Genomic DNA, 12,874 nt, shown 5'->3' on the forward strand with positions numbered 1-12,874 from the left:
CGGCAAGGACGTTGATCAACCGTCAGGTCGATCAGAAGTCCATGTCACCGCCCGGCATGCCGCCACCGGCAGGCGCGGCGGCCTTCTCCGGCTTGTCGGCGATGACGGCCTCGGTGGTGAGGAAGAGCGCGGCGATGGACGCGGCGTTCTGCAGGGCAGAGCGCGTGACCTTCGCCGGGTCGATGATGCCCTCGGCGATCATGTCGACGTACTCACCGGTGGCCGCGTTGAGACCCCAGCCAACGGTCAGGTTGCGGACCTTCTCGACCACGACGCCGCCCTCGAGACCACCGTTGACGGCGATCTGCTTGAGCGGGGCCTCCAGGGCGAGCTTCACGGCGTTGGCGCCGGTCGCCTCGTCACCCGTCAGCTCGAGCTTCTCGAACACCGCGGAGGCCTGGAGCAGGGCCACGCCACCACCGGCGACGATGCCCTCCTCGACGGCCGCCTTGGCGTTGCGCACGGCGTCCTCGATGCGGTGCTTGCGCTCCTTGAGCTCGACCTCGGTCGCGGCACCGGCCTTGATGACGGCGACGCCACCGGCGAGCTTGGCCAGGCGCTCCTGGAGCTTCTCGCGGTCGTAGTCCGAGTCGCTGTTCTCGATCTCGGCGCGGATCTGGTTGACGCGACCGGCAACCTGGTCCGCCGAGCCCGAGCCGTCGACGATCGTCGTCTCGTCCTTGGTGATGACGACCTTGCGGGCGCGGCCCAGGAGGTCCAGGGTCGCGTTCTCCAGCTTGAGGCCGACCTCCTCGGAGATGACCTCGCCGCCCGTGAGGATGGCGATGTCGCCGAGCATGGCCTTGCGACGGTCACCGAAGCCCGGAGCCTTGACGGCGACGGACTTGAAGGTGCCGCGGATCTTGTTGACGACCAGGGTCGACAGGGCCTCGCCCTCGACGTCCTCGGCGATGATCAGCAGCGGCTTGCCCGACTGCATGACCTTCTCCAGGAGCGGGAGCAGGTCCTTGACGGAGCCGATCTTGGAGTTGGCGATGAGGATGTACGGGTCGTCGAGCGACGCCTCCATCCGCTCCATGTCGGTGGCGAAGTACGCCGAGATGTAGCCCTTGTCGAAGCGCATACCCTCGGTGAGCTCGAGCTCCAGACCGAAGGTCTGGGACTCCTCGACGGTGATGACGCCTTCCTTGCCGACCTTGTCCATCGCCTCGGCGATGAGCTCGCCGATCTGGGTGTCGGCGGCGGAGATGGAGGCCGTCGAAGCGATCTGCTCCTTGGTCTCGACATCCTTCGCCTGCTCGAGCAGGGCACCGGAGACAGCCTCGACGGCCTTCTCGATACCGCGCTTGAGAGCCATCGGGTTGGCACCGGCGGCCACGTTGCGCAGACCCTCGCGCACCAGGGCCTGGGCCAGGACGGTCGCGGTCGTCGTGCCGTCGCCGGCTACGTCGTCGGTCTTCTTCGCGACTTCCTTGACCAGCTCGGCGCCGATCTTCTCGTACGGGTCCTCGAGCTCGATCTCCTTGGCGATGGAGACACCATCGTTGGTGATCGTGGGGGCGCCCCACTTCTTCTCGAGGACGACGTTGCGACCCTTGGGGCCGAGCGTCACCTTGACGGCGTCCGCGAGCTGGTTCATGCCGCGCTCGAGGCCGCGCCGCGCCTCCTCGTCGAACGCGATGATCTTGGCCATGTGAAGTGGTCCCTCCAGGACTGGGGGTGATTCCTTCGGACCGCGCCCGCGCCCGCGACGGACGGCTCGCACACCTCGTGGTTCCTTGCCCCACCTGGCCTGCGGGCCTCACCGACCCGGTCCTTCTTTGTCACTCTCACCTTCAGAGTGCTAACGCCAATGATTAGCACTCGACCCCTGCGAGTGCAAGCGCCTCTCAGGGATCGTCCAGGTCCCGCACGGGTTCCGGGCAGGTCCCGCAACGGGCTCCGGGCAGGTGCCGGAGGGGGTCCGGACATGCCGGAGGGCCCGTACCCATGACTCCCCATGGGGTACGAGCCCTCCGAAAAAGAACGAAGAACGACGCTGCTGTTACCCGGCGCGTGCTTCAGCCTGTCGCAAGGCGAACCATGTCCGCCTGCGGCCCCTTCTGGCCCTGCGAGATCTCGAAATCGACCCGCTGACCTTCCTCGAGGGTGCGGTAGCCGTCCATTTGAATCGCGCTGTAGTGGACGAATACATCCGCACCACCGTCGACCGCGATGAAGCCGTACCCCTTCTCCGCGTTGAACCACTTGACGGTGCCCTGAGCCATGCCTAACTCCCCTATTACTGGCCCTTGCACGGATCCACACTTCGCGGATCCGGGTCAGACCTCACCCCCCACGGATTGGGGGCGTGCGCCGGAACGCGTCGACCGCGGCTGAATGTATCTGTCCAACTGCCGTCTGCAACAGGTCAATCGGACGAGAATTCTGGACGCGAAGGGTCCGGAATGTAGTGAGAATTCGCCCGAATTCTGGGCAAGTCGGGCTCCACAAAAGGAACAAAGTTCATAAAAGAACCGCACACTTTGGCTACTTCTCGTCGCATCCGAAGTGAGAACTCATATGCGGCTGGCATGGGGGGTGGAGCAGCTTCCCCAACTGTACCGCGCTCAACCATAGAGAATTGCCCCCTCCGCTTCTCTCACGGAGGGGGCAATTCGATGAACTCTTGGTAATCGACATTACCGAGGGTAACGACCGGGCTCGGTCAGCCTCCGGCGACGGCGGGAATGATCGAGACGCCGACCCCGTCCGGAGTGGCCGTCTCCAGGCCCTGCTCGAAGCGGACGTCGTCGTCGTTGACGTACACGTTGACGAAGCGGCGCAGCTTGCCCTGGTCGTCCAGGACGCGGGCCGCGATACCGGTGTGGTTCTTCTCCAGGTCGGCGATGACCTCGGCGAGGGTCGCGCCCTCGGCGGCGACCTCGGCCTGTCCGCCGGTGTAGGTGCGCAGGATGGTGGGGATGCGGACGTTGACGCTCACGGTTGAACCTCCGGTCAGGGTTGCGGGGGCCTAGACGAGGCCGGCCTCGCGGAACGAGTCAAGGTTGGGGCGGATGGTCGCAGTGAGCCCCGTACCCGCCACCGCATCCAGGGTCTTCAGTCCGTCGCCCGTGTTCAGCACAACGGTGGTCAGCGTCGGGTCCAGCAGGCCGTTCTCGATCAGCTTCTTGGTGACACCGACCGTCACACCGCCCGCGGTCTCCGCGAAGATGCCCTCGGTCCGCGCCAGCAGCTTGATCGCGTCGACGACCTGCTCGTCGTTGACGTCCTCCACCGCACCGCCGGTACGGCGCGCGATGTCCAGGACGTACGGCCCGTCCGCCGGGTTGCCGATGGCGAGGGACTTGGCGATGGTGTTCGGCTTCTGCGGCCGCACCACGTCGTGGCCCGCCTTGTAGGCGACGGAGACCGGCGAGCAGCCCTCGGCCTGGGCGCCGAAGATCCGGTACGGCTTGTCCTCGACGAGCCCGAGCTTGATCAGCTCCTGCAGACCCTTGTCGATCTTCGTGAGCTGCGAGCCGGAGGCGATCGGCACGACCAGCTGGTCGGGAAGCTGCCAGCCGAGCTGCTCGCAGATCTCGTACGCCAGGGTCTTGGAGCCCTCGGCGTAGTAGGGCCGCAGGTTGACGTTGACGAAGCCCCAGCCCTCGCCGACCGGGTCGCCGATCAGCTCGGAGCAGAAGCGGTTCACGTCGTCGTAGTTGCCCTCGATGCCGACGAGCTCGCCGCCGTAGATGGCGGCCATGACGACCTTGCCCTGCTCCAGGTCGTGCGGGATGAACACGCAGGAACGGAAGCCGGCGCGGGCGGCGGCGGCGCCGACGGCACCGGCCAGGTTGCCCGTGGAGGAGCAGGAGAGAGTGGTGAAGCCGAAGGCGCGCGCGGCCTCCAGGGCCTGGGCGACGACGCGGTCCTTGAAGGAGTGCGTCGGGTTGCCGGAGTCGTCCTTCACATACAGACCGCCGGTGACACCGAGCTCGCGGGCCAGGTTGTCGGCCTTGACGAGCTGGGTCCAGCCCGGGTTGATGTTGGGCTTGTCGGCCACGTCCGCGGGGACGGGCAGCAACGGCGCATAGCGCCAGATGTTCGCGGGTCCCGCCTCGATCTGCTTGCGGAGCTCCTCGGTGTCATAGGCCGAGAAGTCATAGGCGATCTCGAGCGGGCCGAAACACTCCTCGCACGCGAAGACCGGGCCGAGGGGGACGCGGTGACCGCACTCGCGGCAGCTGAGCGCCGCGGCCGGGCCGAGGTCTACGGTGGTTTCAGTGGTGCTTGCAACAGTCTGCGCAGCCATGAGAGGCGAGGCCCTTTCTCCTCATCTTCCTCACGACGCATCTCGCCGTGAGACGGATTTGGCACCTTCCCGAGTCGGGAGCCTCACGCGCGTGAGAAACCGACTGGAGGGTTGCCGGGGCTTCATCGGGCCGTATCCCTCTGCCCCTCTGGATGAGCGGTATGAAGTTGTGTGAACGGCGGGCCACCCTCGACATGCGATGGTCATCCGCGTTGTTCAAGACTGTAACCGACGACCAGGACAGTTGAGATAGTCGTCCGAACCGCGAGATGGATCACTCGGCGTGATCGCATACTCGCCGAGAGAACGCAGAGGAGCCGCGCACTGTGCTGAACGAAGTCGAGCGCTGGCTGACCACCCGGTCCTGGTCCCTGACCGATCGCCCGCTCCACCAGCTCCTGGCCGCCAAGCAACGCACGAACCAGTCGGTCAGTGTCGTCCTGCCCGCGCTCAACGAGGAGGAGACGGTCGGTGACATCGTCTCCGTGATCCGTCACGACCTCATGCAGCAGGTCCCCCTCGTCGACGAGATAGTCGTCGTCGACTCGGGCTCCACCGACCGTACATCGCAGGTCGCCGCCGCGGCCGGGGCGACCGTCGTCCACCGCGACGACATCCTGCCCCGTCTCCCGGCCGTGCCCGGCAAGGGCGAGGTGCTGTGGCGCTCGCTGCTGGTGACCCGCGGCGACATCGTCTGCTTCATCGACGCCGACCTGAAGGAGTTCTCCTCCGACTTCGTCTCCGGGATCGTGGGCCCGCTGCTCACCGACCCCGGCGTCGACCTCGTCAAGGGCATGTACGACCGCCCGCTGGGCGGTGCGGCGGGCCAGGGCGGCCGGGTGACCGAGCTGATGGCCCGCCCGCTGCTGAACATGCACTGGCCCCAGCTGGCCGGCTTCGTCCAGCCGCTCGGCGGCGAGTACGCGGCCCGCCGCTCCCTGCTGGAACAGCTGCCGTTCCCGGTCGGCTACGGCGTCGAGCTCGGCATGCTGGTCGACGCGCTGCACCTGGTGGGCCTGGACGCGCTGGCCCAGGTCGACGTGGGCGTCCGCATCCACCGCCACCAGGACGGGCAGGCCCTGGGCCGGATGTCCGCCGCGATCTACCGCACGGCCCAGCTGCGGCTGGCCCGCGGCCATCTCATCCGCCCCTCCCTCACCCAGTTCGAGCGGGGCGCGGACGGCTTCGAGCCACGGACGTACTCCGTGGACACGGAGGAGCGGCCGCCGATGGTGGAGATCGTGGAGTACGCGTCCCGGAAGGTCGCCTGAGGAGGGCCGTATTACGGCGCCCACAAGCCCGTATACGGCGAACCGTACGTTTGAGCGTTTACGGGTCGGGCTAGGTTGAGGCGTATGGCTTCCACGCAGGCTGACAAGGGTGCCCGGGTGCTCGTCGCGTCCAACCGCGGCCCGATCTCGTACGAGGTTCAGGAGAACGGCTCGCTGTCCGCGAAGCGCGGTGGCGGCGGGCTGGTCTCCGGCCTCTCCGCGATCGGGTCGGACGCGGACGCGCTGTGGGTGTGCTCGGCGCTCTCCGACGGCGACCGCGAGGCGGTACGGCGCGGGGAGGGCGAGCAGGGGGTGCGGATGCTCGACATCCCCGCGGACGTGCACGCTGACGCGTACAACGGCATCGCGAACTCGGTCCTGTGGTTCGTCCACCACATGCTGTACCAGACCCCGCTGGAGCCGGTCTTCGACGCGGAGTTCCGACGCCAGTGGGCGTCGTACGAGACGTACAACCGCGCCTTCGCCGAGGCACTGGCCGAGGAGGCGGGGCAGGGCGCGGCGGTGGTGGTGCAGGACTACCACCTGACGCTGGTGCCCGGGATGCTGCGCGAGCTGCGCCCCGACCTCCGGATCGGCCACTTCTCGCACACTCCATGGGCGCCCCCTGAGTACTTCCGGATGCTGCCGGACGACGTGGCCGAGCAGGTGCTGCGGGGCATGCTGGGTGCGGACCGGCTGGGGTTCCTGACCCGGCGGTGGGCGTCGGCGTTCGAGGCGTGCGCGGCGCAGATCGTCGGTGGCCTCGGGGACACCCGGGTCGGTGTGCACGGGCTCGGGGCGGACGCGGACTTCCTGCGGAAGCGGTCGCACGAGACGGACGTGGACGAGCGGCTGGCGGCGCTGCGGGCGGAGGTCGGCGAGGGCCGCAGGACGATCGTCCGGGTCGACCGGACCGAACTGTCCAAGAACATCGTCCGGGGCCTGCTGGCGTACCGGCAGCTGCTCGACGACCGCCCCGAGTGGCGGGAGCGGGTCGTGCACGTGGCGTTCGCCTACCCGTCGCGGCAGGACCTCGCGGTCTACCGGGAGTACACGGCGGAGGTGCAGCGGGTCGCGGAGGAGATCAACTCGGAGTACGGGACGCCGGGCTGGAAGCCGGTCGTCCTGCATGTGAAGGACGACTTCGCACGCTCGCTGGCCGCGTACCGGCTGGCCGACGTGGCGCTGGTGAACCCGATCCGGGACGGCATGAACCTGGTCGCGAAGGAGATGCCGGTCGTGTCGGACGAAGGATGCGTGCTGGTGCTGTCGCGGGAGGCGGGGGCGTACGAGGAGCTGGGCGAGGACGCGATCGTGGTCAACCCGTACGACGTGATCGGTACGGCGGGAGCCCTGCACGAGGCGTTGACCCTGCCGGTGGAGGAGCGGGCCGAGCGGACCAAGAGGCTGGCCGCGGCGGCGACGGCGCTGCCGCCGGCCCAGTGGTTCCTGGACCAGCTGCACGCGCTCGACGACGCTCAGCCCAGCTGAGCGGCGAGCGCCCGCAGCAGCCGTACGACACCCTGCGGACCGTCGACGACGAGATCGGCCCGGTCCTTCAGCTCGGGAACCTCCTCGCTGCCGGCGCTGCACACCAGCAGGCCGGGGACGCCGTCGGAGCGGAGCTTGTCGACGGCGGAGTAGGCGGGGAGGTCGCCCAGGTCGTCGCCGGCGTACAGCACGGCCTCGGCGCCCAGCTCACGGACGTACTCCGTCAGGGCCACGCCCTTGTCCATGCCGGGCGGCCGGAGTTCCAGCACCAGCCGGCCGGGTTCGACGATGAGGCCGTGGCGGGTGGCGAGGTCGGTGAGGGGTTCGCGCAGGGCCTCGAAGGCGGCCCGGGGGTCTTCGGCGCGGCGGGTGTGGACGGCGAGGGCGCGGCCCTTCTCCTCGATCCACGTGCCCTGCCAGGCGCCGATCCGGTCGAGGAACCCGGGCAGCTCGGCGCGGGCGTCGGCGACACCGGGGTGGGGCGGCGGGGCGGTGATGTCGCCGGTGGCGGCGTCCCAGCGTTCGGCGCCGTAGTGGCCGAGCACGACGAGGTGGTCGAGTCCTGGCGTCCCGTCGAATCCGCCGAGCCGTACGGCCACGCCGGGCGGGCGCCCGGTGATCACCGCTACTGAGGCGACCTTCGGGGCCAGTGCGGCGAGCGCGGCCGCCGCCTCCGGGTGCGCCCGGGCCTGCTCGGGGTCCGCCACGATCGGCGCGAGCGTCCCGTCGAAATCGAACGCGACCACGGCTTTGCCGGGCCCGCTGAGAATGGCGTCCAGTCCGTCACGCCCGGCCCGGGTGACGGGCGTCGGCAGTGACTCGTCCGTGACGTGCGTGTGGCTGCCCATACACCGACCCTAGTGTCTTCGCCCCCGCCGCCCCTACCCGTCCCGTCCCTGGGGGCTGCGCCCCCAGACCCCCGCTTCGGCCCTGAAGGGGCCTCGTCCTCAAACGCCGGACGGGCTGGGTTTCCCAGCCCGTCCGGCGTTTGAGGAGTGCGAGAAAAACCCCGCGGTCACCTCTCCGACCGTCGTGCATCTCGTACGCGGCGCAAGCGGTTCACTGTGACCGGGTCGAAGGCCAGGGCTCGGGGATCGTCGAGGAGCGCGTTCAGGAGCTGGTAGTACCGGACCGGTACCAACCCCAGCTCCTCCCGTATCGCCCGTTCCTTCGCCCCCGGCCCCGCGAACCCCCGCCGCTCGAGGACGAGGATCGCCCGCTCCCGCGCCCCGAGCCCGTCCTGGTCGTCCATGCCCCGCACGGTAGCCGCAGCCACCGACAACGCCTACTCCCCGCTCTCCGCCTCCAGCGCCGTCGACTGCAGCCCGGCGAGGACCGACGTAGGACTGCCACCGGACGCCACCGCGCCCCCGATCTGCTTCTTCACCGCCGCGCTCACCGTGGCCCAGGACGTCCGCCCGACCGGATACAGCTCGGACAGCGGAAGCTCCTCCAGGAACGGCCGCAGGTCCTTGTCCCGCGCGGCCGTGCTCATGACGTCGGACGCGGACGCGGTGACCGGCAGCAGGTCGTACTCGCGGGAGAAGGCGAGGACGTTCTTCTCGTCGTAGACGAAGTCGAGGAAGTCCCCGACCTGCTCGGCGTGGCCGTTCTGCTTGAAGGCCGTCATCCAGTCGGCCACGCCCATGGAGACCTTGGTCTGGCCGTCGACCCCGGGCATCGGCACCATGCCGAACTTCACGCCCTTCTTGGCGGCCATCTGCATCAGTGTCGGATGCCCGTTGAGCATCCCGACCTGCCCGTTCGCGAACGCGGCGAACGCGTCGGCCCGGTTCAGCTTCCCCGGCGCGACGGGCCCGGTCAGCCCCTTGCCGACGAGGTCGTCCTTGAGCCAGGTGAGGGTGGCGACGTTCTCGGCGGAGTCGATGCCGTACGACGTACCGAGGTTCTCGGTGTAGCCGCCCCCGCCGCTCAGCAGCCACTGCATGGTCTCGGCCTGCGCCTCCTCGGAGCCGAGCGGGAGGGCGTACGGGTACTTCACCCCGTCCGCCTTGAGCGCGGCGGCGTCCGCGGCGAGCTCGTCCCAGGTCTTCGGCGCACCGAGGCCGGCCTCGGCGAAGAGGGTCTTGTTGTAGAAGAGCAGCCGCGTGGAGGCCGCGAACGGCATGCCGTACTGCGTCCCGTCCACCTCCCCCGCGGAGGCGAACTGCGCGGCGAAGTCGGCCTGCGTGGAGATGGAGAGCAGTTCGTCGGCCGAGTAGAGGAGGTCGTCGGCGGCGTAGTCGGCGTACGCGCCGATCTGCGCCATGTCGGGCGCGTCCCCGGCGGCGACCATCTCCTTGACCTTGCGGTCGACGTCGTTCCAGGAGTAGACGCTGACGTCGACCGTCACGTTCGGGTGCTTCTTCTCGTACTGCTCGACGAGCCCGTCCCAGTACTTCCGCGAGCTGTTGGCCTTGCTGTCGCCGTAGTCGGCGGCGACCAGCTTCAGCGTCACCTCGTCGGAGTCCGCCCCGGCCCCACAGCCGCCGAGTACCGCCGTCATGCCCAGTGCGGACACCACCGCGATCATTCCTGTCCTGTGCCGCTGCACTGCCGAGCCCCACATCATCGTCGAAACTTTCGAAAGGTCAGACATAAGGTCTACACCACGTAAGTGGACTAGACCTCTCACGGGTTGCCGGGCCACACTACCCCCGTGAGACATGTCATCGCCCTCGATGTGGGCGGCACCGGAATGAAGGCCGCCCTCGTCGGCGCCTCCGGCGAGCTGCTCCACCAGGCCCGCCGAGCGACCGGCCGTGAGCGCGGCCCGGACGCGGTCGTCGAGGGCATCCTCGACTTCGCCGCCGAGCTGCGCGCGTACGGCGCCGAGCACCTCGGCGAGCCCGCGTGCGCCGCCGGCGTCGCCGTCCCCGGCATCGTCGACGCCGAGCACGGCATCGCCGCCTACGCCGCCAACCTCGGATGGCGCGACGTACCGCTGCGCGCCCTGCTCACCGAAAGGCTCGCGGGCGTCCCCGTCGCCCTCGGCCACGACGTCCGCACCGGCGGTCTCGCCGAGGGCCGCATCGGCGCCGGCCGGGGCGCCGACCGCTTCCTCTTCGTCCCCCTGGGCACCGGCATCGCGGGCGCGATCGGTATCGCCGGCCGGGTGGAGGCGGGCGCGCACGGCTTCGCGGGCGAGATCGGCCACATCGTCGTACGCCCCGGCGGCACCCCCTGCCCCTGCGGCCAGCACGGCTGTCTGGAGCGGTACGCCTCCGCGGCGGCCGTCAGCGAGGCATGGGCCGCCGCCTGCGGGGACCCGGACACCGACGCGGCGGACTGCGCGAAGGCGGTCCGCTCCGGGGACCCCCGAGCCGTACAGGTCTGGCAGAACGCGGTCGACGCCCTCGCCGACGGCCTGGTCACCGCCCTCACCCTCCTGGACCCCCGCACCCTGATCATCGGTGGCGGCCTGGCCGAGGCGGGGGAAACCTTGTTCACACCACTGCGGGAAGCCGTCCGGCAGCGGGTCACTTTCCAGAAGCTGCCGACGATCGTCCCAGCGGCCTTGGGCGACACGGCGGGTTGCCTGGGCGCGGGCCTGCTGGCCTGGGACCTCCTCGACACAACGGACCGTATGGAGGTAACTCCCTGATGGCAACGCCGCTAGGGGCGCGGGGAACTGCGCGACAAGCCACGACGAACCCGCACCCCGCGACGGACAAGTCCCCCCTCGTCCTGTCCGGCGCAACGGTCGTCCTCCCCACAGGAACCGTCAAAGACGGCCGAGTGACCATCGACGGCACCCGCATCGCCGGAAGTGCCCCGGACAACGCCCAGGTCATCGACGTAACCGGATACACGCTCGTGCCCGGTTTCGTGGACATCCACAACCACGGCGGCGGCGGAGCCTCGTTCACCTCGGGCACCACCGACGACGTACTCCACGGCATCCACACCCACCGCCTCCACGGCACCACCACCCTCGTCGCCTCCACCGTCACCGGCGACATGGACTTCCTGGCCCAGCGGGCGGGCCTCCTGTCCGAACTCGCCGAGCAGGGCGACATCGCCGGCATCCACTTCGAGGGCCCGTTCATCTCCCCCTGCCGCAAGGGCGCGCACTCCGAGGAGCTGCTCCGCGACCCGGACCCGGCAGAGGTCCGCAAACTGATCGACGCGGCGCGCGGCAAGGCCAAGATGGTCACCCTCGCCACCGAACTCCCCGGCGGCATCGACTCCGTACGCCTGCTCGCCGAACACGGCGTCATCGCGGCGATCGGCCACACGGACGCGACGTACGAGCAGACGGTGGAGGCGATCGACGCGGGCGCGACCGTCGCGACGCACCTGTTCAACGCGATGCCCACGCTCGGCCACCGCACCCCGGGCCCGATCGCCGCCCTCCTGGAGGACGAGCGCATCACGGTCGAGCTGATCAACGACGGCACCCATCTCCACCCGGCCGCCCTGCAGCTGGCGTTCCATCACGCGGGCGCGGACCGGGTCGCGTTCATCACGGACGCCATGGACGCGGCCGGCTTCGGCGACGGCCTCTACTCGCTCGGCCCGCTGGCCGTCGAGGTCAAGGAGGGCGTGGCGCGGCTCGTGGAGGGCGGTTCGATCGCGGGCTCCACGCTCACCCTGGACCGCGCGTTCCAGCGGGCGGTGACGGTCGACCGGCTGCCCGTCGAGAACGCCGTCGCGGCGCTGTCCGCCAACCCGGCCCGGCTGCTGGGGATGTACGACACGATCGGCTCGCTGGAGCCGGGCAAGTACGCCGACCTGGTACTTCTTGACCATCAATTCGCCCTCAAGGGCGTGATGCGACGCGGTGAATGGGTGGTCGATCCCCAACTGGGCTGATGTGTCCGTCTGTTGAGTCGGCGGCCGTCCTGGGAGACTGGGACGGCCGCCGTCCGTTTGGACAAGCGCGTTCGGAAGACGACTTATCTCGGGGGAGGTCGGCACAGGTGATCCTCACGGTCACGCTGAACACCGCCCTCGACATCACCTACCGCGTACGGGCCCTGCGCCCCCACGCCTCCCACCGGGTCTCCGAGGTGACCGAACGCCCCGGCGGCAAGGGCCTGAACGTGGCCCGCGTACTCGCGGCCCTCGGTCACGAGGTGACGGTCACCGGCTTCGCGGGCGGCGCCACGGGGAGGGTCGTCCAGGAGCAGCTCACGGCGGCACCCGGCGTGGTGGACGCGCTCGTCCCGGTCGCCTGCGCGACCCGGCGCACGATAGCGGTGGTCGACGAACAGAGCGGCGACACCACCCAGTTGAACGAACCCGGCCCGACCGTCACACCCGCCGAATGGTCCGCCTTCCAGGAGGCGTACGAGGATCTGCTCCCGTCGATGGCCGCGGTGGCCCTGTGCGGCAGCCTGCCGCCGGGGGTGCCGGTGGGGGCGTACGCGGGGTTGGTGCGGACCGCTCGCGCGGCCGGGGTCCCGGTCCTCCTCGACACCAGCGGCGAAGCCCTGCGGCGCGGGGTCGCGGCCCGCCCGGACATCATCAAGCCGAACGCCGACGAACTGGCCGAACTGACGGGCTCCCACGAGCCGTTGCGCGCCACGCAGGACGCGCGGCGGCGGGGCGCCCGGGCGGTCGTCACGTCCCTCGGTGCGGAGGGTCTCCTCGCCGCGTCCCCCGAGGGCCGCTGGCACGCCACCCCGCCGTCCCGTGTGCACGGCAATCCGACGGGCGCCGGGGACTCCGCGGTCGCGGGGCTGCTGTCGGGGCTGGTCGAGCAGCTGCCGTGGCCGGACCGGCTGGCCCGCGCGGTCGCGCTGTCGGCGGCGACGGTACTGGCGCCGGTGGCGGGCGAGTTCGACCCGGCCGCCTATGAGGAGCTGCGGGGGCGGGTCGCGGTGACGGGTGAGGTCACCGCGGCCTGAGT

12 protein-coding genes and 1 riboswitch are annotated in these 12,874 nt (G+C 69.8%); of the genes, 5 read left to right on the forward strand and 7 right to left on the reverse strand.

Going from position 1 to position 12,874, the window contains the following annotated elements:
* Positions 1–31: 31 nt before the first annotated feature.
* The 4 genes from groL to thrC form a co-directional block, all read right to left on the reverse strand.
* Positions 32–1,654, reverse strand: coding sequence for a chaperonin GroEL (gene groL, locus OHU89_RS23025; protein WP_266825478.1), 1,623 nt, complete (start codon positions 1,652–1,654; stop codon positions 32–34).
* Between the two features lie 367 nt (positions 1,655–2,021).
* Positions 2,022–2,228 carry a cold-shock protein gene (locus OHU89_RS23030; protein ID WP_007493268.1) on the reverse strand — a complete coding sequence of 69 codons (207 nt, stop codon included), beginning with the start codon at positions 2,226–2,228 and terminating at the stop codon, positions 2,022–2,024.
* Positions 2,229–2,668: 440 nt separating this feature from the next.
* Complete coding sequence (locus OHU89_RS23035) at positions 2,669–2,944, reverse strand: MoaD/ThiS family protein (protein WP_210881130.1); 276 nt, start codon at positions 2,942–2,944, stop codon at positions 2,669–2,671.
* A 30-nt stretch (positions 2,945–2,974) separates the two neighbouring features.
* Positions 2,975–4,258 (reverse strand): threonine synthase, encoded by a 1,284-nt coding sequence (thrC, locus tag OHU89_RS23040; RefSeq protein ID WP_405645507.1) that lies wholly within the window; start codon positions 4,256–4,258, stop codon positions 2,975–2,977.
* Positions 4,259–4,276: 18 nt separating this feature from the next.
* A riboswitch (SAM riboswitch) is annotated at positions 4,277–4,417 on the reverse strand.
* 167 nt (positions 4,418–4,584) lie between these two features.
* Here thrC and OHU89_RS23045 point away from each other — a divergent pair.
* Together OHU89_RS23045 and OHU89_RS23050 are read left to right on the forward strand one after the other, a co-directional pair.
* Positions 4,585–5,529, forward strand: a complete 945-nt coding sequence (locus OHU89_RS23045; protein WP_266890727.1) for a glucosyl-3-phosphoglycerate synthase — start codon at positions 4,585–4,587, stop codon at positions 5,527–5,529.
* An 84-nt stretch (positions 5,530–5,613) separates the two neighbouring features.
* Entirely contained in the window at positions 5,614–7,020 is a 1,407-nt protein-coding gene (locus tag OHU89_RS23050; RefSeq protein ID WP_405645509.1) for a trehalose-6-phosphate synthase, read from the forward strand.
* Here OHU89_RS23050 and otsB read toward each other — a convergent pair.
* The 3 genes from otsB to OHU89_RS23065 all read right to left on the reverse strand — a co-directional run bounded on the left by otsB (position 7,008) and on the right by OHU89_RS23065 (position 9,553).
* Entirely contained in the window at positions 7,008–7,868 is an 861-nt protein-coding gene (gene otsB, locus OHU89_RS23055) for a trehalose-phosphatase (protein WP_405645510.1), read from the reverse strand. The two genes, OHU89_RS23050 and otsB, sit on opposite strands and share 13 nt — an antisense overlap.
* A gap of 167 nt (positions 7,869–8,035) precedes the next feature.
* A complete protein-coding gene (locus OHU89_RS23060) occupies positions 8,036–8,272 on the reverse strand; it encodes a DUF3263 domain-containing protein (protein ID WP_388635088.1) in 237 nt (78 codons plus the stop codon).
* A 33-nt stretch (positions 8,273–8,305) separates the two neighbouring features.
* On the reverse strand, positions 8,306–9,553 hold the full coding sequence (locus OHU89_RS23065) for an extracellular solute-binding protein (RefSeq protein WP_266890719.1): 1,248 nt from the start codon (positions 9,551–9,553) through the stop codon (positions 8,306–8,308).
* A gap of 126 nt (positions 9,554–9,679) precedes the next feature.
* On the opposite strand from OHU89_RS23065, the gene OHU89_RS23070 reads away from it, so the two are divergent.
* From OHU89_RS23070 to OHU89_RS23080, 3 genes are all read left to right on the forward strand, one after another.
* Positions 9,680–10,624 carry an ROK family protein gene (locus OHU89_RS23070; RefSeq protein ID WP_405645513.1) on the forward strand — a complete coding sequence of 315 codons (945 nt, stop codon included), beginning with the start codon at positions 9,680–9,682 and terminating at the stop codon, positions 10,622–10,624.
* On the forward strand, positions 10,624–11,835 hold the full coding sequence (gene nagA / locus OHU89_RS23075) for an N-acetylglucosamine-6-phosphate deacetylase (protein WP_405645515.1): 1,212 nt from the start codon (positions 10,624–10,626) through the stop codon (positions 11,833–11,835). The genes OHU89_RS23070 and nagA overlap by 1 nt, the downstream gene beginning before the upstream one ends.
* 107 nt (positions 11,836–11,942) lie before the next feature.
* A complete protein-coding gene (locus OHU89_RS23080; RefSeq protein WP_405645517.1) occupies positions 11,943–12,872 on the forward strand; it encodes a 1-phosphofructokinase family hexose kinase in 930 nt (309 codons plus the stop codon).
* Positions 12,873–12,874: the final 2 nt, after the last annotated feature.

Source organism: Streptomyces sp. NBC_00019, from assembly GCF_045041015.1.
Lineage (GTDB): Bacteria > Actinomycetota > Actinomycetes > Streptomycetales > Streptomycetaceae > Streptomyces.

Excerpts from the sequence above, each read along its gene's own strand:
- groL (WP_266825478.1), bottom strand. The coding sequence starts at position 1,654 with ATGGCCAAGATCATCGCGTTCGACGAGGAGGCGCGGCGCGGCCTCGAG.
- OHU89_RS23030 (WP_007493268.1), bottom strand. The coding sequence starts at position 2,228 with ATGGCTCAGGGCACCGTCAAGTGGTTCAACGCGGAGAAGGGGTACGGC.
- thrC (WP_405645507.1), bottom strand. The coding sequence starts at position 4,258 with ATGGCTGCGCAGACTGTTGCAAGCACCACTGAAACCACCGTAGACCTC.
- OHU89_RS23050 (WP_405645509.1), top strand. The coding sequence starts at position 5,614 with ATGGCTTCCACGCAGGCTGACAAGGGTGCCCGGGTGCTCGTCGCGTCC.
- otsB (WP_405645510.1), bottom strand. The coding sequence starts at position 7,868 with ATGGGCAGCCACACGCACGTCACGGACGAGTCACTGCCGACGCCCGTC.
- OHU89_RS23060 (WP_388635088.1), bottom strand. The coding sequence starts at position 8,272 with ATGGACGACCAGGACGGGCTCGGGGCGCGGGAGCGGGCGATCCTCGTC.
- OHU89_RS23065 (WP_266890719.1), bottom strand. The coding sequence starts at position 9,553 with ATGATCGCGGTGGTGTCCGCACTGGGCATGACGGCGGTACTCGGCGGC.
- nagA (WP_405645515.1), top strand. The coding sequence starts at position 10,624 with ATGGCAACGCCGCTAGGGGCGCGGGGAACTGCGCGACAAGCCACGACG.